This is a genomic window from Streptomyces aculeolatus, assembly GCF_020400605.1.
GTDB lineage: Bacteria > Actinomycetota > Actinomycetes > Streptomycetales > Streptomycetaceae > Streptomyces > Streptomyces aculeolatus.
Genome location: NZ_JAINRD010000018.1, coordinates 175823 through 197591 on the forward strand (window position 1 = coordinate 175823; position 21769 = coordinate 197591).

The following is a 21769-nucleotide window of genomic DNA, read 5'->3' on the forward strand; positions in this document are numbered from 1 at the left end:
ATCCGTGCAGCGGAGTGGACGAGGTCCGGCGGTGCGTTCACCGGGCAGCCCGGATGTCCGCAGGCCCACGCTCGTCGTCCTGGGGCGCACCTTGACCCCGGTCCGGCACGCCACGATTCTGTGTTGCGGTACATGAACCGCGTGCCGCAATAAGCAACATGAGTCGAGGAGTGGCCATGACCCATCAGGTACGTGCCGTCGTCGCGCGGGCGAAAGGAGCCCCCGTCAGCCTGGAAACGATCACCGTCCCCGACCCGGGGCCGGGAGAGGCGCTCGTACGGATCGAGGCATGCGGCGTCTGCCACACGGACCTGCACTACCGCGAGGGGGGCATCAGCGACGACTTCCCCTTTCTGCTGGGCCACGAGGCCGCGGGCATCGTGGAGTCGGTCGGCGCGGGCGTCGCCGACGTGGCCCCCGGCGACTTCGTCATCCTCAACTGGCGGGCGGTGTGCGGGCAGTGCCGTGCCTGCCTGCGCGGGCGGCCGTGGTACTGCTTCGACACCCGCAACGCTAAGCAGAAGATGACCCTGGCCGACGGCACCGAACTGTCGCCGGCGCTGGGCATCGGCGCGTTCGCGGAGAAGACGCTGGTCGCGGCCGGGCAGTGCACGAAGGTCGACCGGGCCGCGTCGGCAGCCGCCGCGGGTCTGCTGGGGTGCGGGGTCATGGCCGGCCTCGGTGCGGCCGTCAACACCGGCGGGGTCGGGCGGGGCGACAGCGTGGCCGTCATCGGCTGCGGCGGGGTCGGCGCGGCCGCGGTCGCCGGGGCGTACCTGGCGGGCGCGGCGAAGATCATCGCGGTGGACGTCGACGACCGCAAGCTGGAGGTCGCCGGGAAGCTGGGCGCCACCCACACCGTCAACTCCCGGGACGCCGACCCCGTCGCGGCGATCCGGGAGCTGACCGGCGGCTTCGGCGCCGATGTGGTCGTCGAGGCGGTGGGCCGCCCCGAGACGTACGAGCAGGCGTTCTACGCCCGCGACCTGGCCGGCACGGTCGTCCTCGTCGGTGTCCCGACCCCGGAGATGAAGCTGGAGCTGCCGCTGCTCGACGTCTTCGGCCGGGGCGGTGCGCTCAAGTCGTCCTGGTACGGCGACTGTCTGCCGGGCCGGGACTTCCCGATGCTCATCGACCTCTATCTGCAGGGCCGGCTGGACCTGGACGCCTTCGTCACGGAGACCATCGCGCTGGACGGTGTGGAGGCGGCTTTCGAGCGCATGCGCGAGGGCGGCGTGCTGCGCTCCGTGGTCGTCCTCTGACCGTCGACCTGGACCCGGGCCGGTGTGCGGGTGCGCACGCCGGCCCGTCCTTGGGAGAGGCCGGTTCCGGCGTTGCGCTCCCCTCCGTCAACGTTTCGTATGGAGATTGAAGTTGTTTCATAGGCAACTGGGTGGCCCGCAAACGCCTTGACAAGGGGGAGGGGCCGCCGCAGACTGATGTTGCGCTGACCGCATTCTGTTTCGCCATACGCACCGAGGTGTCATGATGATTCCCGCGTGCCGACTCGCGGACCTTCCGCGGGGAGAGGCCTTCCGGCTCGACAGCGACCCGCCCGTCTCGGTGTTCCACACCGATGCCGGCGAGGTCTTCGCCATCGACGACACATGCACCCACCAGGACGCCTCGCTCGCCGACGGCTGGCTGGAGGACTGCTGGGTGGAGTGTCCGCTGCACGCCTCCAAGTTCGACCTGAGGACCGGCGCCGTCGACGCGCCGCCGGCCAAGCGGCCCGTGCGGACCCACGAGGTCGTGATCGAGGACGGCATGATCTACGTCCAGCTGTCCACGGCCGCCCCCAACCTGCCGGCCTGCGTCGCGGCCCGGCTCGCCGGGGCCGGCGGGTGAGGACCGTGGCCGTGGTGGGCGCGTCGCTGGCCGGGCTGTCGGCGGCGCGGGCACTGCGGCGCCAGGGCTACGACGGGCGGCTCGTCGTCATCGGGGACGAGCGCCACCGCCCGTACGACAGGCCCCCGTTGTCGAAGGAGTTCCTCGCCGGGGACATCGGCGAGGCGGAACTCGCCCTGGAGGCGGACGACGAGGACCTGCGGGCCGACTGGCTGCTCGGCGCCCGCGCCACCGCGCTCGACCGCACGCGCCCCTCCGTCCGGCTCGCCGATGGCCGGGAGGTCCGCGCCGACGGCGTCGTCATCGCGACCGGCGCCGCGGCGCGCACCCTCCCCGGCACCGAAGGGCTGGCCGGGGTGCACGTCCTGCGCACCCTGGACGACGCCCGCAGGCTGCGGGCGGAACTGGCCTCGGGCGGAAGGCTGGTGGTGATCGGCGGCGGGTTCATCGGTGCCGAGGTCGCCTCCACCGCCAGCGCCCTCGGCCACGAGGTGACGGTGGTCGAGGCGGCCCCGACGCCGCTCTCGGGGCCGCTCGGCGAGACCATGGGCGGCGTCGTCTCGGCCCTCCACGCGGATCACGGCGTACGGCTCCTGTGCGGAGTCGGCGTCAGGGGCGTGGACGGGACCGGGCGGTCCTCTACGGGCGGTGTCCGGGGGCGGGCCGGCGCGGTCTTGCTCGACGACGGCCGCGAAATCCCCGCCGACGTCGTGCTGGCCGGTGTAGGTGCCCGGCCGTGCGTCGGGTGGCTGGAGGGATCCGGCGTCGCGCTCGACAACGGCGTCAAGTGCGGCGCGGACGGCCGTACCAGCGTGCCCGGGGTGGTCGCGGTCGGCGACTGCGCCAACTGGCACGACCCGCTCGCGGGCGCCCACCGCCGCGTCGAGCACTGGACCGGCGCGCGCGAGCGCCCCGACCTGGCCGTCGCGACGCTGCTCTCCGGCGGGGCGGCGCACCCGCGGCCGCCGCGGCCGCCGTACTTCTGGTCGGACCAGTACGGGGTGCGCATCCAGTTTGCCGGTCACGCGTCCGGCGCCGACAGCGTGACGATCGAGGAAGGCGCCCCGGACGACCGCAACGTCCTGGCCGTCTACCGGCGCGCGGGCCATCCGGTCGCCGTGCTCGGTATGAACCAGCCGCGGATGTTCACCCGCTGGCGCAAGCAGCTCACGCCCACGGCCGCCTGACACCGCCGGGGCATCCCCTGCCGCGGTCGCCCATGACGGATCCACGACGATTGCCGAGGAGTGCACCGTGACCTCGACCGGCCTGCCGGACAGCCTGATCGCCACCCTCCCCGGCTCCTCCTACACCGATCCCGCGGTCTTCGCCCTGGAGCAGGAGCGCATCTTCGAGACCATGTGGTTCTGCGTCGCGCGCGCGTCGGACATAGCGAAGCCCGGCGCCTTCCGCACCGTCGACGTGGGCCGCGAGAGCATCCTCGTCACCCGCGCCCGGGACGGCTCCGTCCGCGCCTACTTCAACGTCTGCCGGCACCGCGGAGCGAAGCTCTGCACGCAGGAGAGCGGTGAGGTCGCGCGGGCCTTCCAGTGCCCGTACCACGCCTGGACGTACGACCTGACGGGCAAGCTCATCGCGGCGCCGAACCTCACCAGGATGCCCGACGTCGGCCGCACCGAGTTCGGCCTGGCGAGCGTGGCCAGCCGCGAATGGCTCGGCTACGTCTGGGTCTGCCTCGCGGAGCATCCGCCCTCCTTCGAGGAGGATGTCGTCGGCGACGTCGTCGCCCGCCTGGGCGACGCGGAGGCGGTCGAGCACTACGACATCGGCGGCCTCTCGGTCGGCAAGAGGATCGTCTACGACGTCAGGGCCAACTGGAAGCTCATCATCGAGAACTTCATGGAGTGCTACCACTGCGCCACGATCCATCCCGAACTCACCGAGGTGCTCCCCGAGTTCACCGACGGCCTGGCCGCCCAGTACTACGTCGGCCACGGTGCCGAGTTCGGTGCGGAGATCGAGGGCTTCACCGTCGACGGCTCCGCGGGCATGGACCGCATCCCCGGCGTCGCCGAGGACCAGGACCGGCGCTACTACGCGATCACCGTCAAGCCGCAGGTCTTCATCAACCTCGTCCCCGACCACGTGATCTTCCACCGGGTCCGTCCGGCTGCCGTCGACCGCACGGTCGTCGAGTGCGACTGGCTGTACCTCCCGCACGTCGTCGACGGCGGCAGGGACCTCAGCCGGTCGGTCGAGCTCTTCGACCGGGTCAACCGGCAGGACTTCGAGGCGTGCGAGCGCACGCAGCCCGGAATGAGCTCACGGATGTACGCCAAGGGAGGGGTACTGGTGCCGAGCGAGCACCACATCGGCGCTTTCCACGACTGGGTACGCGAGCGCCTGGGCACGCGGCAGCCGCGGTAGCGCCCGGCGCCCGGGGGCGCGACGGCCGGAGCAGCCGGCGGCCGGGCAGCTCAGTCCGGGTAGCCGATCCGATGGCTGATCTCCTCCGCGCCCTTGACGAGCAACTCGGACAGCTCGTGCAGGCGTTCCTCGGTGAGCCGGTACGCGGGTCCCGAGGCGCTCACCGCCGCGACGACGTCTCCGTACCGGTTGCGGATCGGAGCGGCCATGGCGTGGAGCCCGACCTCCAGCTCCTCCAGGCTCCACGCGTAGCCGCGCCGGCGGGCCTCGGTGAGGTGCTTCTCGAGTTTCGTCTTCGCGGAGATCGTGTGCGGGGTGACCTTCTTCAGGCTGGTCTCGGCCAGCAGTGCGGCGCGTTCCTCAGCCGGCAGGTGGGCCAGGAGGATCTTGCCGCTCGACGTGGCGTACGACGGGGTCAGCTGGCCGACCCAGTTCTGCGCGGCGACGGCCCCCGGGCCGCGCACCTGGTACAGGTTTATCGCGAAGTGCTCCTGCAGTACGGCGATGTTGACGGTCTCGCCGAGCTCCTCGGCCAGACGCTCGCAGACCGGACGGCTCTGCTGGGTGATGTCGATGCGTCCCGTCACCGAGGCGGACAGGCGCACGATGCCGAAGCCGAGGCGGTACTTGCCGCGTTCACCGGCCTGTTCCACCAGACCGCGGGCCTCCAGGGCGCCGAGGAGGCGGAACGCGGTGGACTTGTGCACGTCGATCTCCGCGGCCACCTCGCTCACCCCCGCCTCACCGTGGTGGGCCAGGATCTCCAGAACGCTGATGGCGCGGTCGACCGACTGCACCCCGCCGGCGGGCGGTGTCGGGGTTTCGGAAAAAGGATTGTCGTTGCTCACAACGAAACTATACCCACAGTAAACAACGCTACTGAGCGTGACGCGAGGGAACGGAAGCCGCACCCGGTTGCGGCCGTTGGCCGTGGATGGCGCCGCCGGACCGCTCCCCACGGACCTGGCGGCGTGCGTCCGAGCGCCCCGGCACCCCTTGACACCCCGCCTGCCCGCCGCGAACATTTGTTGCGTAGAACGAGTCATGTTGCGTATATAGCAACCACTGGACTGGGCTTTCAATCCGGAGGTGCGGCCATGGCGGGACCCCGAGTGGTCATCATCGGAGCGGGCGTCGTCGGCGCGGCGCTCGCGGACGAGGTCTCGGCGCGAGGCTGGACCGAAGTGACCGTGGTCGACCAGGGCCCGCTCCCCGCCACCGGCGGATCCAGCTCGCACGCCCCCGGGCTCGTCTTCCAGGCGAACCCGTCGAAGACCATGACCGAACTGGCCCGCTACACCGTCGAGAAGTTCTGCTCCCTCGAGGTCGCGGGCGAGCCCTGCTTCCTGCGGGTCGGCGGTCTGGAGGTGGCGACCGCCCCCGACCGCCTCGCGGAGCTGCACCGCCGGTACGGCTGGCTCACCGCCTGGGGCGTCGAGGCCCGCCTGCTGACGTCCGAGGAGTGCGCCGAGCGGCACCCGTTGCTGAACCGGGACAGGGTCCTCGGCGGTCTCCTGGTGCCGACGGACGGGCTGGCCAAGGCCGTTCCCGCCGTCGAGGCGCAGATCCGCCGGGCCACCGCGCGCGGCGTCCGCTTCCTCGCCCGCCACGAGGTCCTCGACGTCCTGCAGAGCGGAGGCCGCGTCACCGGCGTCCGCACCGACCACGGCGAACTGCCCGCCGACATCGTCGTGTGCTGCGCCGGCATCTGGGGCCCGAGGATCGCCCGCATGGCCGGCATGAGCCTCCCGCTCACCCCGCTCGCCCACCAGTTCGCCTGGACCGGACCGGTCCCCGCCCTGGCCGGCCAGGGCGAGGAGGCGGTGCGCCCGATCCTGCGGCACCAGGACGCCGACCTCTACTACCGCGACCGCTTCGACCGCCTGGGCATCGGTTACTACGGCCACCGCCCCATGCCCGTCTCCGCGGACGACATCCTGTCCGTGGACGAGGCCGAGGGGATGCCCTCGGTGCTGGCGTTCACCGAGGAGGACTTCGCCGACGCCTGGACCGAGACCCGCTCCCTGCTCCCCGCGACGCAGGAGGCGAAGGTCGAGGAGGGCATCAACGGCCTGTTCTCCTTCACCCCCGACGGCAATCCGCTCCTCGGCGAGTCCCCCGACGTCGCGGGCTTCTGGGTCGCCGAGGCGGTCTGGGTCACCCACTCCGCGGGCGTCGGGCGGGCCATGGCCGAATGGCTCGTCGACGGCTACTGCTCCTCCTTCGACCTCCACGAGTGCGACGTCAACCGCTTCGAGCCGCACCAGTTGGCCCCGGAGTACGTCCTGGCCCGCGACTGCCGGAACTTCGTCGAGGTCTACGACATCCTGCACCCGCTGCAGCCGGCGGGGGAGCCGCGCCCGATCCGCACCAGCCCCTTCCACGGCCGCCAGCAGGAGCTTGACGCCTTCTTCCTGGAGGCGAACGGCTGGGAGCGCCCGCAGTGGTACGAGGCCAACGCCCCCCTCGTCGCGGGCCGCTCCGTCCCCACCCCGAACGACTGGGCCGCCCGCTACTGGTCGCCCATCGTCGGCGCGGAGGCGCAGACCACCCGGGAGACCGTCGCGATGTACGACATGACGGCCCTGAAGCGCCTGGAGGTCAGCGGCCCGGGCGCCGCCGCCTTCCTGCAGCGCATGTGCACCGGCAAGGTCGACAAGTCCGTCGGCTCGGTGACGTACACCCTGCTCCTCGACCACGACGGCGGCATCCGCAGCGACATCACCGTCGCCCGGCTGGGCCGCGACCTCTTCCAGGTCGGCGCCAACGGGAACCTGGACCTGCACTGGCTCACCCGCCACCTCCCCGCCGACGGCACGGTCCAGGTCCGCGACATCACCCCCGGCACCTGCTGCATCGGCCTGTGGGGACCGCTCGCCCGCGAGGTGCTCCAGCCGCTCGCCGACGAGGACTTCTCCGCCGCCGGCCTGAAGTACTTCCGCGCCAAGCGCGCCCACGTCGGCAGCGTTCCGGTGACGGCCATGCGGCTGAGCTACGTCGGAGAGCTGGGCTGGGAGCTGTACACCACCGCCGACCTGGGCCGGAAGCTGTGGGACACGCTGCGGCGGGCGGCCGGACCGCTGGGCGGCATCGTCGCGGGCCGCGGCGCCTTCAACAGCCTCCGCCTGGAGAAGGGCTACCGCTCCTTCGGGACCGACATGACCTACGAGCACGACCCCTACGAGGCCGGCGTCGGCTTCGCCGTCAGGCCCGACAAGGAGGACTTCATCGGCAAGGCCGCGCTGGAGCGCCGCAGGGACGGCGTACGGCGCAGGCTGACCTGCCTCACCGTCGACGACCCGCGGGCGGTCGTCATGGGCAAGGAGCCGGTGTACGACGGCGACCGCACGGCCGGGTACGTCACCAGCGCCGCGTACGGCTACACGATCGGCAAGGGCATCGCCTACGCATGGCTCCGCGCGGAACTCGCCGTCCCCGGGACCGCCCTGCACATCGGCTACTTCGACCGGACCGTCGAGGCGGTCGTCGCCGAGGAGCCCCTGTTCGACCCGGCGATGTCCCGGCTCCGCGGCTAGCGCCGCCGACGTGCCCGCCGTATCCGCCCCTTCCAGCAGACGGAGACGTCCGATGAGCTCCCGCACACCCGGCGCCGGCCTCCCCGAGCACCCCGACCGGCTGTGGCGCAACCCCGACCCGAAGCGTGCGTACGACGTGGTGATCGTCGGTGGCGGCGGACACGGCCTCGCCACCGCCCACTACCTGGCGAGGAACCACGGAATCACCGACGTCGCCGTGCTGGAGAAGGGCTGGCTGGCGGGCGGCAACATGGCCCGCAACACCGCCATCATCCGCTCCAACTACCTGTGGGACGAGAGCGCCGGCATCTATGAGCACGCCCTCAGGCTGTGGGAGGGGCTGACGGAGGAACTCGACTACCCCCTGCAGTTCTCCCAGCGCGGCGTGCTGAACCTCGCCCACAACCTCCAGGACGTACGCGAAGGCGTGCGCCGCGTCGAGGCGAACCGGCTCAACGGCGTCGACGCCGAATGGCTCGGCCCCGAGCAGGTCGAAGAGGTCTGCCCGATCGTCGACGTTTCACCCGACGTGCGCTACCCCGTGCTGGGCGCCACCTACCAGCCGCGCGCCGGCATCGCCAAGCACGACCACGTCGCGTGGGGCCTGGCCCGCTCCGCCGACGCCGCGGGCGTCGACATCATCCAGAATTGCGAGGTCACCGGGGTGCGGCAGGCCGGCGGCCGGGTCGTCGGCGTGGAGACCACGCTCGGTCCGATCGCCGCCGGCAAGGTCGCGCTCTGCGCCGCGGGCCACACGTCGGTCCTCGCCGCCATGGCCGGCCTCGAACTGCCGCTGCAGAGCCGCCCGCTGCAGGCGCTCGTCTCCGAACTCCTGGAGCCGGTGCACCCGACGGTCGTCATGTCCAACACGGTGCACGTGTACGTCAGCCAGGCGCACAAGGGCGAACTGGTCATGGGCACGGGCGTCGACGCGTACAACTCGTACACCCGGCGCGGCGCCTTCCACATCATCGAGGATCAGATGTCCGCGGCCCTGGAGCTCTTTCCGGTCTTCGCCCGCGCCCATGTGCTGCGCACCTGGGCGGGCATCGTCGACATCACCCCCGACGCCTCGCCCGTCGTCGGGCTCACCCCGGTGGAAAACCTGTACCTCAACTGCGGCTGGGGCACGGGCGGGTTCAAGGCCACGCCGGGGGTCGGCCGGGTCTACGCCCACACCATCGCCCACGACACGCCGCACCCCCTGGCCGCCCCCTTCTCGCTCGACCGCTTCACCACCGGCGCCCTCGTCGACGAGCACGGCGCGGCCGCGGTGGCCCACTAGGGAGCCGAACCATGCTGCTGATCACCTGCCCGTGGTGCGGGCCCCGCGACGAGGCCGAGTTCCGCTACGGCGGCCAGGCACACGTGCCGTATCCGCAGGCCCCGGCCGACCTCACCGACGAGGAGTGGGCCCGCTACCTGTTCTTCCGCGCCAACCCGCAGGGCCCCTTCGCCGAGCGGTGGAGCCACGCGGCCGGCTGCCGCCGCTGGTTCAACGCGGTACGGGACACCTCGACGAACGAGGTCCTGGCCGTGTACCAGTCGGGGGAGTGGCCGCCCGCCTCCGCGGAGCCGGATCCCGTCCATCCGGCGTCCCACCGCCGGATCCCTCCGGAGCCGGAACGGCAGGACACGGGCCGCGGGCGCGCCGCGACCGCCGGGGGCCCCGCCGAGGGCCGCCCGCCGCGCCGCGCCGCAAGCGCCCGGGACCACCGCGGCACGCCGCTCACCTTCACCTTCGACGGCACCGCGTACCGGGGCCGCCGAGGCGACACCCTTGCCTCCGCCCTCCTCGCGAACGGCGTCATCCGGTGCGGTACGAGCGTCCGGGACGGCCGCCCGCGCGGTATCTTCACCGCCGGCGTGGAGGAGCCCAACGCCGTCGTCCGCGTCGCGGGCACCTTCCCGGAGACGATGGTGCCCGCGACGACCCTCGAGCTGTACGACGGTCTGGTGGCGCACAGCCTGCCGGGCCGGGGGCGGCTCACCGAGGAGCCGGACCCGGCCCGCTACGACGCCGTACACGCGCACTGCGATGTCCTGGTGGTCGGCGCGGGACCGGCGGGACTCGCCGCGGCGGCGGCCGCCGCGCACGGCGGAGCACGCGTCATCCTCGCCGACGACCGGCCGGGACCCGGCGGGAGCCTGCTGGGCACGGGCGAACGCCTCGACTGGGTCGAGGAGACCGCCGGGCGCCTCGCCGCCGAACCCGAGGTGCGCCTCCTTCCCCGTACGACCGTCTTCGGCTACTACGACGACAACTACCTCCTCGCCGTCGAGCGCCGTACGAACCACCTCGGCGCCGCGGCGCCGGCGCACGTCTCCCGCGAACGCGTCTGGCGCATCCGGGCACGCCACGTCGTCCTCGCCACCGGGGCCCACGAGCGCTCGCTGGCCTTCGCGGACAACGACCGCCCCGGGGTGATGCTGGCCTCCGCCGCCCGCGCCTACGTCAACCGCCACGGCGTCCTGCCCGGCCGCCGGGCCGTCGTCTTCACCACCAACGACAGCGCCTACGCCGCGGCGATCGACCTGGACGGTGCGGGCGCCGAGGTCGCGGCGATCGTCGACACCCGCGCAGAACCGGGGGAGTGGGCCGACCGCGCCGAGGCAGCCGGCATCCGGGTGCTGGCCGGGCACGCCGTCACCGCCACCGAAGGCGACGACCGCCTCACGGCCGTGACGGTCGCCCCGTACGGAGAGTCCACCGGGCAGCGGTTCGCCGCCGACCTGCTCCTGGTGTCCGGCGGCTGGAACCCGGCGGTGCACCTGTTCAGCCAGGCCGGCGGCGAGTTGCGCTACGACGAGGCGCTGGGCTCCTTCGTCCCCGCCGCCTGCCGGCAGGCGGTCGAGGCCGTGGGCGGCGCGGGCGGCGTGTCCGACCCGGCCGCGGCACTGGCGCAGGGGGCGGACGCCGGTGCCCGCGCCGCCGGGGCCGAGGGCTGCACGCCGACGGCGCCGGACCTCCCGGTGTTCGCCGCACAGCCGCACACGCCGCCCATGCACGTCCACTCCGTGCCCGGCGCCTCGGGCGCCCACCGCTACGTCGACCTCCAGCGGGACGTCACCGTCGCCGACCTGGCGCGGGCGACCGGCGCCGGTATGCGTTCGGTCGAGCACACCAAGCGCTACACCACGGCCGGCACCGGCAGCGACCAGGGCAAGACCTCCGGCGCCCTGGCCGGCGGCGTGGTCGCCGAACTGCTCGGGGTGGACGTCTCGGAGCTCGGCACGACCACGTTCCGGCCGCCCTACGCCCCCGTCTCCTTCGCCACGCTCGCCGGCCGCGCCCGCGGAGCGCTGTACGACCCCGTGCGGGTGACCGCCCTGCACCCCTGGCATGCCGCGCACGGCGCCCGCTTCGAGGACGTGGGCCAGTGGAAGCGGCCGTGGTACTACCCGCGGGACGGCGAGGACATGGCGGCCGCCGTGCTCCGCGAGTGCCGCGCGGCCCGCGAGTCCGTGGCCTTCATGGACGCCTCCACCCTCGGCAAGATCGACGTCCAGGGCCCGGACGCCGCCGTCTTCCTCGACCGGCTCTACACCAACATGATGAGCACCCTGAAACCCGGCCGGATCCGCTACGGCGTGATGTGCCGCCCGGACGGGATGGTCTTCGACGACGGAACGGTCATCCGCCTCGCCGGGGACCGCTTCCTCGCCACCACGACCACGGGCAACGCGGCCGCGGTCCTGGACTGGATGGAGGAGTGGCTGCAGACCGAGTGGCCGGAACTGCGGGTCCACTGCACTTCCGTCACCGACCACTGGGCCACCGTCGCTCTGGTCGGCCCGCGTGCCCGCCGGGTGTTCGGTGCGCTCGCGCCCCGGCTGGCGGTGGACAACGACGCCTTCCCCTTCATGGCGTGGCGGGACGCGACGGTGGCGGGGATCGCGGCCAGGGTGTGCCGGATCAGCTTCTCCGGCGAACTGGCCTACGAGATCAACGTCTCGCCGTGGCACGCCCTCGGTCTCTGGGAAGCGCTGTACGAGGCCGGCGCGCCCGACGGCATCACGCCGTACGGCACGGAGACCATGCACGTCCTGCGGGCGGAGAAGGGCTACCCGATCATCGGCCAGGACACCGACGGCACCGTCACCCCCCAGGACCTCGGCATGGGATGGGCGGTGTCGAAGAAGAAGCCGGACTTCATCGGCAAGCGTTCGCACGCCCGTGCCGACACCGTCCGCCCCGACCGCAAGCACCTGGTGGGCCTGCTCCCCGAGGACCCCGGCGCCTTCCTGCCCGAGGGCACCCACCTGGTCGCCGGCAGCGAACTGCCCGCGCCGCCCGTCCCGATGCTCGGCCACGTCACCTCCAGCTACCGCAGCGCGGCCCTCGGCCGGACGTTCGCGCTCGCCCTGGTCAAGGGCGGCCGGGACCGTATCGGCGAGCGGCTGCACGCGGCCGTCGGCGACCGGGTGATCCCGGTGACCGTCGCAAGCCCCGTCCTCTACGACCCCGAGGGAGCCCGCCGCGATGGCTGACACCACCCCGGACACCCCGCTCCGCAGCCCGCTGGAGCATGCGGCCGGCCGCCTGGCCGCCGCCACACGTGCGTCCGAAGGCGCGGTCCGGCTGGCCGAAGTCCCCTTCCTGACCCAGGTCGACGTGCGGCTGGACCCCAAGGGGCCGGCGGTGGACGCCCTCGGGCCGGCGCTGGGCTTCCGCCTCCCCCTCGAACCGAACACCGCGGTGCGCGCCGGGGAGTTCACCGCCTTGTGGCTGGGCCCGGACGAATGGCTGGTCGTCGGCCCGCCCCGCGGCGGGCGGGAGCTGGAGAGCCGGATCCGGGAGGCCGCGGGGGACGAACCCGTCGCCGTCGCCGACGTCTCCGGCCAGCGCACCACGCTCCTCGTCTCCGGCCCGCGGGCCCGGGACCTCCTGGCCCACGGCTGCCCGCTGGACCTGCACCCGCGTGCCTTCGGCGCCGGCCGCTGCGCCCAGACGACCCTGGGCCGTACCCAGGCCGTGGTGGTCGCCCGGGACGAACCCCGGGCCGGGTTCTGGGTGCTGGTCCGCGCGTCGTTCGCCGGCCATCTCACGGACTGGCTGCTCGACGCGGCGACTGAGTACATCACGGGCCGGCCGGCCGCCGCCGCCCTCCCCGCGTCGTGACCGGCGACGGCGGCCGCCCCGGGGCGTGAGCGCCGTTTACGTGTTCCGGCCCGGGTAGAGCGGGTGCTTGCCGGCCAGGGCAGCCACCCGGGCCCGCAGCGGACCGAAGCCTTCCGAACCGGCGGCTGCGGGCGTCTTCAGCACCTCGGCGACGACGTCCGCGACGTCCCGGAAGTCCCCGGCCGTGAAGCCGCGGGTAGCCAGGGCCGGCGTACCGATGCGCAGCCCCGAGGTGACCATCGGCGGGCGCGGGTCGTCGGGCACGGCGTTGCGGTTGACGGTGATGCCCGCCTCGTGCAGGAGGTCTTCGGCCCGCCGGCCGTCCAGCTCCGACTCGCGCAGGTCGACCAGGACCAGGTGGACGTCCGTGCCGCCGGTGAGGACGTTCACCCCGGCCTTGCGTGCGTCCGGGTCGGTCAGGCGCTCGGCCAGGATGCGGGCGCCCTCGACCGTACGGCGCTGCCGTTCCCTGAAGCCCTCCGTGGCGGCGACCTTGAAGGCCACCGCCTTGGCCGCGATCACGTGCTCCAGGGGGCCGCCCTGGAAGCCCGGGAAGACGGCGGAGTTCAGCTTCTTCGCGAAGCCCTTCCCGGCCAGGACGACGCCGCCGCGCGGGCCGCCGAGCGTCTTGTGGGTGGTGGAGGTGACGACGTCCGCGTACGGGACCGGGTTCGGGTGCAGGCCCGCCGCGACCAGACCGGCGAAGTGCGCCATGTCCACCCACAGGTACGCGCCGGCCTCGTCGGCGATCCGGCGGAACTCCGCGAAGTCCAGCTGCCGGGGGTACGCCGACCAGCCAGCGATGATCACCTTCGGCCGGTGCTCCCTGGCCAGCTCCGCCAGCTCGGCCATGTCGACCAGGCCGGTCCCGGGGTCGACGTGGTAGGCGACCACGTGGAACTGCTTGCCGGAGAAGTTCAGCCGCATCCCGTGGGTCAGGTGGCCGCCGTGGGCCAGGTCGAGGCCGAGGACGGTGTCTCCGGGCTCGGCCAGCGCGAAGAGGGCGGCCTGGTTGGCGGATGCTCCCGAGTGCGGCTGGACGTTGGCGTACTCGGCGCCGAACAGGTCCCTGACCCGGTCGACCGCGATCCGCTCGGCGACGTCGACGTACTCGCAGCCGCCGTAGTAGCGGCGGCCGGGGTAGCCCTCGGCGTACTTGTTCGTCAGCACCGAGCCCTGGGCCTGGAGGACCGCGACCGGCGCGAAGTTCTCGGAAGCGATCATCTCCAGAGTGGTCTGCTGGCGGTTCAGCTCGGCGCCGATCGCGGCGGCGATCTCCGGGTCGAGCTCCTGCAGGGACGTGTTCATGACGGTCATCTGCAGCTCCCTCATGTGGGGCGCGCGGAGCGCGTTGCGCGCGCATGTAGTGCGTAATAAGCAACATGCTGAGCGATACGCAACATACTGCAAGCGCGAGATGACCCGGTCAAGGTCTCCGGAGTGATGAGGTTCCGCAATGTGATTCATGCTGCGTCATGGGCAACACCCGTTCCCCTGCCGGAAAACGAACACCGGTATCTCGCGGCGGGTGCCGCGAGATACCGGTGCGGAGGTGCTGACGGCGGAGCCCCGCGGCGTCAGCCCGGGGCCGCCGGACCGCCGGCGGCCGGACCGTCCGCCGGCTGGGGCTCGTCCAGAGGTGCGGAGGGCGCACCGTTGTCGCCGCAGGCGGTGATGGCGATCTCGAAGTCGCCGTCGTACTGCTGGTGTCCGTTGATGACCGCCGTCTCCACGACTTCCTCGGCCTTCTCGCTGCGCAGGATGACCGGGTCGCGCCGCAGGTCGCGCATGAGCGCGACGCACAGCCCGATCATCACCAGCGCGAACGGCACGGCCGCGATGATCGTGAGGTCCCGCAGCCCGGTGAGCGCCGTGTTCTCGCCGTCGCCGACCAGCAGCATGACCGCGGCCACGCCGCCCGTCAGGGCGCCCCAGAAGATGACGACCAGCCGGTCGGGCTCCAGAGTGCCGCGCTGCGAGAGCGTGCCCATCACGATCGAGGCCGCGTCGGCCCCGGAGACGAAGAAGATGCCCACGAGGATCATCACGACCAGCGTGGTCACGGTGGCGATCGGGTAGTCGCGCAGCACCGCGAAGAGCTGGCCCTCGGTCGTCTCGCCCATGAGGTCGGCGCCCTGCTCCTCCTGGCGCATCGCCGCCCCGCCGAAGACGGCGAACCACACCAGGCTCACCGCGCTCGGCACCAGGATCACGCCGCCGACGAACTGCCGGATCGTCCGGCCCCGGCTGATACGGGCGATGAACATGCCGACGAACGGCGTCCAGGAGATCCACCAGGCCCAGTAGAAGACCGTCCAGTCGCTCAGCCATCCGCTGATGCCCTCGCCGCCACTCGCCTCCGTACGGGCCGCCATGTCGGGCAGGTCGCCGAGGAAGGCGCCGACCGAGGTCGGCAGCAGATCCAGCATCAGCACCGTCGGGCCCGCCGCGAAGACGAAGACGACCAGCATGACCGCCAGCACCATGTTGATGTTGGACAGCCACTGGATGCCCTTGGCGATCCCCGACACGGCCGACAGCACGAACGCCAGGGTCAGCGAGGCGATGATCACCACCAGGAGGTTCGTGCCGACCTCGTCCATCCAGTCCATCTCCTGGATGCCGCTGCCGATCTGCAGTGCGCCGAGCCCCAGCGAGGCCGCGGAGCCGAAGAGGGTGGCGGCGATGGCGAGGATGTCGATGACGCGGCCCGCGTTCCCGTTCGCGTGGCGGGCGCCGATGAGCGGGGTGAAGACCGCGCTGATGGTCTGCCGGCGCCCGCGCCGGAACGCGCTGTACGCGATGGCCATGCCGACCACGGCGTACATCGCCCACGGGTGCAGCGTCCAGTGGAAGAGGGTCGTGGACATCGACGTCGTCATCGCCTCGCCCGAGTCCTCGGGCGAGGTGTTGGGCGGCGCCGTCGTGTAGTGGTTGACCGGCTCGGCCACGCCCCAGAACATCAGCCCGATGCCCATGCCCGCACTGAACATCATCGCGACCCATGAGACCGTGCGGAACTCCGGCTTCTCGCCTTCCCGGCCGAGCGTGATCCTGCCGTAGCGGCTCGCGGCCAGCCACAGCGCGAACACGACGAACGCGGAGGCCGTGAGCACGAACCCCCAGCCGGTGTTGCGCATGACGTCGGAGAGCAGGTTGCCGGAGACGTCGGCGAGCGAGTCGGAGTCGTGGGCTCCCCATACGAGGAAGGCGAGGGTCAGTGCCGCCGTGACGCCGAAGACCACCGGATCGGTTCGACGTATCCCCGTTGGTAAGGAGCCCTTGTCCGGACCGTCGCTCGGGGGCTTCGCCATGTTCGGAGCGGGCATGCTCTCGTTCCTTTTGTTATGCGCGTGCGCAGCGGGGGGAGGCTTGGAGCGGCGGCAACGTACGTTGCGCAATGAGGGACATCGGTTCTGTAGGCGCAACAGGGAAGCAGCCCCTGGTCCCGGCCGTCAAGACCTCCGACGGCAGCCCGGCCGTAGGACCTCTCGACACGATGAGGCGGAGGGTCCCGGCTGTCGTGTGCCTCTCAGGTGCTGGAGCGAGAGGGTTCGAAGCGATCTGATCGCGCTGAACGGGCGAGTGGCGCGGGGGAGGCCCGGGCTTGTCCTGTCCGCCGGTCGGAGGACACGACAAGCCCGGCTTCAGCGATGGTTCGGAGGCTGCGCGTGGTACTTCAGCCGGCGATGGCCATGGCGAAGATGTGGATGCCGCCCTGCCCCGGCAGCACCACCAGATCCACCGTCTTGCCCGCATCGAGGGGCACGGAATGGGCGAAGACGCTGTACGTGACGCCTGCGTTCCCGTACCCGTCCTGCCGGTTGCGGCCGTTCGACGCGGCTATCTGGGTCGCGCCGTGGTCGGTGACGTTCTGGAACGACCAGTTGGGGAAGCCGAAGCTGCCGGTGCTGCTGGTGCCGTCGGTGTAGAAGACCCGGGCGGTGCCCACCGCGTTGTTGCCGACCCCCGAGCCGAGGAAGACCAGCTTGCTCCCGGATCCGCTGAGGGAGATCGCCTGGCCGCCGCTGGACGCGTTGTCCTTGGTTCCCGGCGAGGTGTCCGGCCAGGTCAGATCGGCGCCGAGCGCGGTGACGGACGCGCCCGGGCTCAGACCCACGTCGGCGAGCTTCTGGGCGGAGAAGCTGTTGCCGCCGCCGTCGAAGTCGCCCGGCGCGGTGTTCGATTCGTCGGTGATGCCGACGTTGTTGTAGGCCGCCGCGAGCGTGGGCAGTGGCTCGCCGCGTCGCTCCGTACGAGTGACGGTGGCGCGGGTGAGGCCGTCGCCGCCTTCGTACAGTGCGGTCGCGGTGAAGTTGAGCAGTTGGAAGCCGGAACTCGGTGCCGGGACCAGCAGTTCGAAGGTCACGGTGGCGTGGCTGTTCGGGTCGATGCCGCCCCTGACGGCCCGTTCCTCCGGCTCGACCACCCAGCCGACGGGCCCGGAGAAGCTCACGCGCACGTCACGCAGCCGCTTGGGAGCGGTGTTGCGGACGGTGACGGTGACGGTGGTGACGGCCGGTCCGTCGAGGTCGATGGGAGAGACGGTGACCTCGGTCTGCGCGGCGTCGGCGGCGCGAGCCGTGCCTGCGAGGACGGTGGCGGGCAGCAGCACGGCCCCCGCTCCGGCTACGGCGAAGGATCTTCGGGACAGGGCGGTGCGGGATGGCTCGATCGGCATGAGCGTTTCCTCTCCTCCGGGGAGACTGGACCGATGGGCGGCCCGGGGTTGAGTGGAGTGGATCCGGGACGACGTGGGTGAGCCCTGCTCAGGCCACGGGCGGCATGTCCGACTCGCGCGTGTCGAGACCGAGGCGAATGTTCACCCAGGATCCGCGGGTGAAGTCAGGCACCGGGACCGGACGCCCCTTGTTCTCCAGCGACATCACGCTGAGTGGCACCGGCGAGCACCATGCCGCCGCGTCGTACACGTCCATGTCCGGTACCAGGCCGGCACGCATGCACTGGACCGTGCGCCACTGCAGCACGTAGTCCATGCCGCCGTGCCCGCCGTTGTTCGCGGCGTCGTCGCCGATCTTCTTCCACAGCCAGTGGTCGTACTCGTCACGGTAGGACTTGAAGTCCCGCCAGGAATGGCCGCCGTGGTCGGGCTCGATGTAGATCCGGCCACCGGTCGGAGACGGGCCGGCGTAGTCCTCGAAGATTCCGCGGCTGCCGGCGATCGTGTTGATCCTGCTGTAGGGGCGAGGCGAGCTGACGTCGTGCTCGGCCCGGATGATGCGGCCGTCGGCGGTGTCGATCAAGCAGGTGACGAGATCGCCGTTGACGTACGTCTCCTGCCACGACGGGTGTCCCTCGGGCACGAACCGGGCTCGGTAGTCGGCCAGTCCCTTGGGCTCGGTGGCGGTGGCGCGCAGGGTGACCATCCGGTCTCCGCGGTTGATGTCCATCGCGGCCGCAATGGGGGCCAGGCCGTGCATCGGGTAGAAGGAGGCGGTCGAGCGCGTGTGCCACAGCCGCCGCCAGGAGTCGGTGTAGTACGTGTTGGAGAACAGCAGTTCGCGCAGGTCGTGAAGGTAGCCACCGTGGCCGTTGGTGATGTCGCCGAAGGCGCCGTCGTGGGCCATGCGCAGCATGGCCAGTTCGTTGCGGCCGTAGGAGACGTTCTCCGAGAGCAGCAGGTGACGACGGGTCCGCTCCGAGGTGTTGACCAGATCCCACAACTGGTCCAGCTCGGTGGCGATGGGCAACTCGACCAGCACGTGCTTCCCGGCGAGCAACGCGGCTTTGCCCTGTTCGTAGTGGAACTCCCAGGGGGTGGCTATGTAGACGAGGTCGATGTCGTCGCGCTTGAGCATCTCCTTGTACGCATCCGGCGAACCGCCGAACTCCAGGGGCCTCGGCTTGCCGTCCGCCGCGAGCTGATCGGCCTTGGCCTTCGCGCGCGGGGCCCGCACATCGCAGACCGCGCGCACCACGCATCCGGGCACGGCGGCCCACCCGTTGGCCATCCCGCTTCCGCGGTTGCCGATTCCTATCACCCCGACCCGCACGGTCGGGTACACGTCGAAGGCCTGCTTCACCATCGAGGTCTGCCCCGCCGGCCGACCGGGCGTCCCGGCCGTTCCGGTCGTTTCGGCGGCCCTCGCGGTGCCCGCAGTGCCCAGCGCGGCCATGGCTCCAGTGGCCGCTGCTCCGCCCAGTACTGCGCGTCTCGAGACTCCAGATGCTTCCTGCATGTGTTGCTCCCCGGCTTGGACATCGCTGGTGCCCAAGAATCTCCCGGAGGCAGAACAGCATGTCAATATGTGCGCGAAAGTTGCTCTTTTCAAGCAACTTCAAGCAAAGCGTGCGGCGTTGGCGTCCTCTGTCCAGGTCGGCCCGGACGTTGCAGCTGGGTGGACTTGACACCGGACACACCGGTGCAAAAGGGCATCGCCAGAGCTGGACGATCACCGCAGACTCCCGGCCTTGCGGAGCACCAGGGCACTCCGCAAGGCCGGCCGCAGCCAGGAAGCGCGGTCGTTCGAGTTGCCCGTCGGCCGGTCAGCGCCCGTATGCGGCGTAGCGCTCCCGCACCTGTGCGGGCGTCAGCGCCTCGTCCCAGGTGACGAGTTCGTCGAGGTCACCGCGGACGCCGGCGTTGGGCGTGCCGATGGAGCGCAGCGGGAGGGGGATCGAGGCGTTCACGGTGCCGGCGGGTTCGCCGTCGGCGTAGAGGGTGGTGCGGTCCGGCTCCGCCACCCAGGTCAGGTGGACCCAGCGGTTCAGCGGCACGGTGTAGTCGAAGCTGTGGTCGGCGGCGCCGAAGCGGGTGAAGCCCACCTTGCCGCTGCCGTATTGCTGCAGCTTCAGGGCGCCGGCGCGGGAGCTGAGCAGCACCTGGTCGCTGGTGGTCGCGGTGAGCTTGACCCATGCGGAGGCGGTCCAGGGCGCTGCGACGTCGGTGCCGCCGAAGCCCACCCCGTCCCGGTTGTGGTCGAAGCGGAACGCCTGGCCGCGTACCCCGTCCTCGACGAGGGTGGGGTTGTTGATGATGTACGTCGTGCCGGGCAGGTCGCCGGCGACGTCTTCGGCCATGATCGTGTTGGGCGGGCTGCTGGCGTACGTCCAGCCGGCCGGGTACGAGGCGGCGTCGAACGTCCAGTGGTGGCTGGGGCGGCCGTCGTCCGTCCGGGGCGTCTGTGGCGCGGTGGTGACGCCGGGCGGGTCACCGAGCGCGGCCGTCCGGGCCCGGAACCCGGCGAGCGTGTCGGGGGCCGCAGAGCCGTTCCAGGCCCGGTCCGCGAGGAGTGCCCGGGGGGCGGCCATGACCTGCTCGAAGTACTGGTCCTCGGCCCAGAAGTTGTAGTCGGCCCAGTTCATCACGCCGGAGCCGAGCATGTCGTCCGCGGTGTTCGGCACCCACGTCTCGTACATCCACCGCTCGTCGGGGTAGAGGTTGTGGTAGTTGTTCGGCGTCACGTAGAAGGGGCCGATGGCGATCTCGTCGTGGCCCGGAATGATGGGGTCGGTGCCGGTCCCCTCCCAGGTCAGGAAGACCACGGGGGAGTTGACCTGCTGCTGCGGCGCTGCCAGGTGCTCGGTGCCGTTGTAGATGGCGGTCCGCTTGCCGTGGGCCGTCACCACGTCGTCGAGGGTGTTGATGTAGCTGTTGAGCAGGTCCCCGAGGGTGCTGACGTCCGGGTCCTCGGCGAGGTGGCGCTTCACCCGGGGGCACTCGGCGAGCTGCCCGGGCAGTTCGTCGGCGCCGATGCTGAACAGCGGGGCGTCGAACCAGTCGGTGAACTCGGCTACGAGCCTCCTGGTCACCTCGATCGCGTCCCGGTCCGTGATGTCGATGATCCAGTCCGGGGTGAGGTGGGAGTGGGTGTGCGCGGCGGTGCACGGGTTCGCGCCCGAGCCGAAGCCGATTCCGAACGCCTCACTGATCACGGTCGCGTGCCCCGGCACGTCGATGCCCGGCATGATCTGGACGTGCTGGCGGGCGCCCAGTGCCTTCAGCCGCTCGATGTCGGCGCGGCTGTAGCTGTGCTCGCGCTCGGCGAGTCCGGGGAACTTCGGACTGTAGAGGCGGAACCCCTCGGAATCCGACAGTTGCAGGAAGAGGGTGTTGAGCTTCATGTCACCCATGCGGCGGATCAGGTTCTCCAGGTAGTCCATCTCCCAGTACTTGCGACCGGCGTCGAGCTGGACCATGCGCACCTGCTGCGTGGGCACGTCGGTGCTGCGGGCGCGCGGCACGGCGCGGTGTGACGAGCCGGCGCGCAGCGTCTGCAGCAGGGTTCGGGTGCCGTAGAACAGACCGTGCGTGGAGGCCGCCTCGATGCTGATCGCGCTCGAGCTGTCCAGGTGGTAGCCCTCGGCGCCGAGTTCGGCGTCGTCGGTGAGCCGGAGGTGGATGTCGCCGGGCCGGGGCTTCGCGGGCCCGCTGCTGATCGCGAGCCGCAGCCCGGTGACCGACCTGATGTCGGCCTGCAACTGCTCGGCCAGGCCCTGCCCGGTCTGCCGGGCCGGACCGGGCAGCTCCTGGCGGCCGGCCCCGGTCGTCGTACGGGTACGGGAGCCCGGATCGAGCAGGATGCGCGAGCGGGCGGTCAGGTCGACGGTGCCGCCGAGGTCCTCCCACTGTGCCGGCCGGGGTACCACGGGTGGTGGGCCGCCTTCGGCGCGCGGGTCGGGGGCGGCCGCGGCAGGCGCGAGGAGGGAGCTGAAGAGGCCGACAAGGACCGCTATGAGTACTGGTAGCGAACGACGCATGGTTGCAATTCACCTCTGTCTGACAGGGATATCGGTGAGGAAATCATCCGGACGATTGCCCGGGTGTCGAACGGCGGGAAAGAAGAGTTCGGTCTCCGCCCGCCGTCTGCCTTATTTCACCGAGCCGGCCGTCAGGCCCGAGACGACGTGCCGT

Annotated in this window: 14 protein-coding genes; 8 read left to right on the top strand and 6 right to left on the bottom strand. The window is 71.6% G+C overall.

Going from position 1 to position 21769, the window contains the following annotated elements; genetic code table 11:
* Positions 1 to 176 precede the first annotated feature (176 nt).
* The 4 genes from LG396_RS26730 to LG396_RS26745 all read left to right on the top strand — a co-directional run bounded on the left by LG396_RS26730 (position 177) and on the right by LG396_RS26745 (position 4236).
* Positions 177 to 1262, top strand: coding sequence for an S-(hydroxymethyl)mycothiol dehydrogenase (locus tag LG396_RS26730; protein ID WP_225796711.1), 1086 nt, complete (start codon positions 177 to 179; stop codon positions 1260 to 1262).
* A 223-nt stretch (positions 1263 to 1485) separates the two neighbouring features.
* Complete coding sequence (locus LG396_RS26735; protein WP_037751222.1) at positions 1486 to 1848, top strand: bifunctional 3-phenylpropionate/cinnamic acid dioxygenase ferredoxin subunit; 363 nt, start codon at positions 1486 to 1488, stop codon at positions 1846 to 1848.
* Positions 1845 to 3035, top strand: coding sequence for an NAD(P)/FAD-dependent oxidoreductase (locus tag LG396_RS26740; protein ID WP_225796712.1), 1191 nt, complete (start codon positions 1845 to 1847; stop codon positions 3033 to 3035). The genes LG396_RS26735 and LG396_RS26740 overlap by 4 nt, the downstream gene beginning before the upstream one ends.
* Before the next feature lie 67 nt (positions 3036 to 3102).
* Positions 3103 to 4236 carry an aromatic ring-hydroxylating oxygenase subunit alpha gene (locus tag LG396_RS26745; protein ID WP_225796713.1) on the top strand — a complete coding sequence of 378 codons (1134 nt, stop codon included), beginning with the start codon at positions 3103 to 3105 and terminating at the stop codon, positions 4234 to 4236.
* Positions 4237 to 4286: 50 nt separating this feature from the next.
* On the opposite strand, the gene LG396_RS26750 is transcribed toward LG396_RS26745, so the two are convergent.
* The gene (locus tag LG396_RS26750) at positions 4287 to 5033 is read right to left on the bottom strand and encodes an IclR family transcriptional regulator (RefSeq protein WP_018840793.1); all 747 of its coding nucleotides are present in this window, start codon (positions 5031 to 5033) and stop codon (positions 4287 to 4289) included.
* A gap of 300 nt (positions 5034 to 5333) precedes the next feature.
* Between LG396_RS26750 and LG396_RS26755 the strand changes: the two genes are divergently transcribed.
* From LG396_RS26755 to LG396_RS26770, 4 genes are read left to right on the top strand one after another with little or no spacing between them, the layout of a single operon-like run.
* Positions 5334 to 7772: a GcvT family protein gene (locus tag LG396_RS26755; RefSeq protein WP_225796714.1), complete on the top strand. Its 2439-nt coding sequence runs from the start codon at positions 5334 to 5336 to the stop codon at positions 7770 to 7772.
* A gap of 52 nt (positions 7773 to 7824) precedes the next feature.
* Positions 7825 to 9057, top strand: a complete 1233-nt coding sequence (locus LG396_RS26760) for a sarcosine oxidase subunit beta family protein (protein ID WP_225796715.1) — start codon at positions 7825 to 7827, stop codon at positions 9055 to 9057.
* Positions 9058 to 9068: 11 nt separating this feature from the next.
* Positions 9069 to 12263, top strand: a complete 3195-nt coding sequence (locus LG396_RS26765; RefSeq protein ID WP_225796716.1) for a sarcosine oxidase subunit delta family protein — start codon at positions 9069 to 9071, stop codon at positions 12261 to 12263.
* Entirely contained in the window at positions 12256 to 12894 is a 639-nt protein-coding gene (locus LG396_RS26770) for a sarcosine oxidase subunit gamma (protein ID WP_225796717.1), read from the top strand. Before LG396_RS26765 ends, LG396_RS26770 begins: the two co-directional genes overlap by 8 nt.
* 36 nt (positions 12895 to 12930) lie before the next feature.
* On the opposite strand, the gene glyA is transcribed toward LG396_RS26770, so the two are convergent.
* From glyA to LG396_RS26795, 5 genes are all read right to left on the bottom strand, one after another.
* Complete coding sequence (gene glyA / locus LG396_RS26775) at positions 12931 to 14211, bottom strand: serine hydroxymethyltransferase (protein WP_308190127.1); 1281 nt, start codon at positions 14209 to 14211, stop codon at positions 12931 to 12933.
* Between the two features lie 260 nt (positions 14212 to 14471).
* Positions 14472 to 16208: a BCCT family transporter gene (locus LG396_RS26780; protein WP_078524267.1), complete on the bottom strand. Its 1737-nt coding sequence runs from the start codon at positions 16206 to 16208 to the stop codon at positions 14472 to 14474.
* Positions 16209 to 16573: 365 nt separating this feature from the next.
* Positions 16574 to 17509, bottom strand: coding sequence for a beta-sandwich domain-containing protein (locus LG396_RS26785; RefSeq protein ID WP_225796726.1), 936 nt, complete (start codon positions 17507 to 17509; stop codon positions 16574 to 16576).
* Positions 17510 to 17663: 154 nt separating this feature from the next.
* A complete protein-coding gene (locus LG396_RS26790; protein ID WP_078524265.1) occupies positions 17664 to 19094 on the bottom strand; it encodes a Gfo/Idh/MocA family protein in 1431 nt (476 codons plus the stop codon).
* 307 nt (positions 19095 to 19401) lie between these two features.
* The gene (locus tag LG396_RS26795) at positions 19402 to 21615 is read right to left on the bottom strand and encodes a family 20 glycosylhydrolase (protein ID WP_225796718.1); all 2214 of its coding nucleotides are present in this window, start codon (positions 21613 to 21615) and stop codon (positions 19402 to 19404) included.
* Positions 21616 to 21769 lie beyond the last annotated feature (154 nt).

Bases quoted from the DNA above. Each gene is read 5' to 3' on its own strand.
- LG396_RS26780 (WP_078524267.1), bottom strand. From the start codon at position 16,208: ATGGCGAAGCCCCCGAGCGACGGTCCGGACAAGGGCTCCTTACCAACG.
- glyA (WP_308190127.1), bottom strand. From the start codon at position 14,211: ATGACCGTCATGAACACGTCCCTGCAGGAGCTCGACCCGGAGATCGCC.
- LG396_RS26755 (WP_225796714.1), top strand. From the start codon at position 5,334: ATGGCGGGACCCCGAGTGGTCATCATCGGAGCGGGCGTCGTCGGCGCG.
- LG396_RS26770 (WP_225796717.1), top strand. From the start codon at position 12,256: ATGGCTGACACCACCCCGGACACCCCGCTCCGCAGCCCGCTGGAGCAT.
- LG396_RS26790 (WP_078524265.1), bottom strand. From the start codon at position 19,094: ATGCAGGAAGCATCTGGAGTCTCGAGACGCGCAGTACTGGGCGGAGCA.
- LG396_RS26735 (WP_037751222.1), top strand. From the start codon at position 1,486: ATGATGATTCCCGCGTGCCGACTCGCGGACCTTCCGCGGGGAGAGGCC.
- LG396_RS26730 (WP_225796711.1), top strand. From the start codon at position 177: ATGACCCATCAGGTACGTGCCGTCGTCGCGCGGGCGAAAGGAGCCCCC.
- LG396_RS26795 (WP_225796718.1), bottom strand. From the start codon at position 21,615: ATGCGTCGTTCGCTACCAGTACTCATAGCGGTCCTTGTCGGCCTCTTC.
- LG396_RS26765 (WP_225796716.1), top strand. From the start codon at position 9,069: ATGCTGCTGATCACCTGCCCGTGGTGCGGGCCCCGCGACGAGGCCGAG.
- LG396_RS26760 (WP_225796715.1), top strand. From the start codon at position 7,825: ATGAGCTCCCGCACACCCGGCGCCGGCCTCCCCGAGCACCCCGACCGG.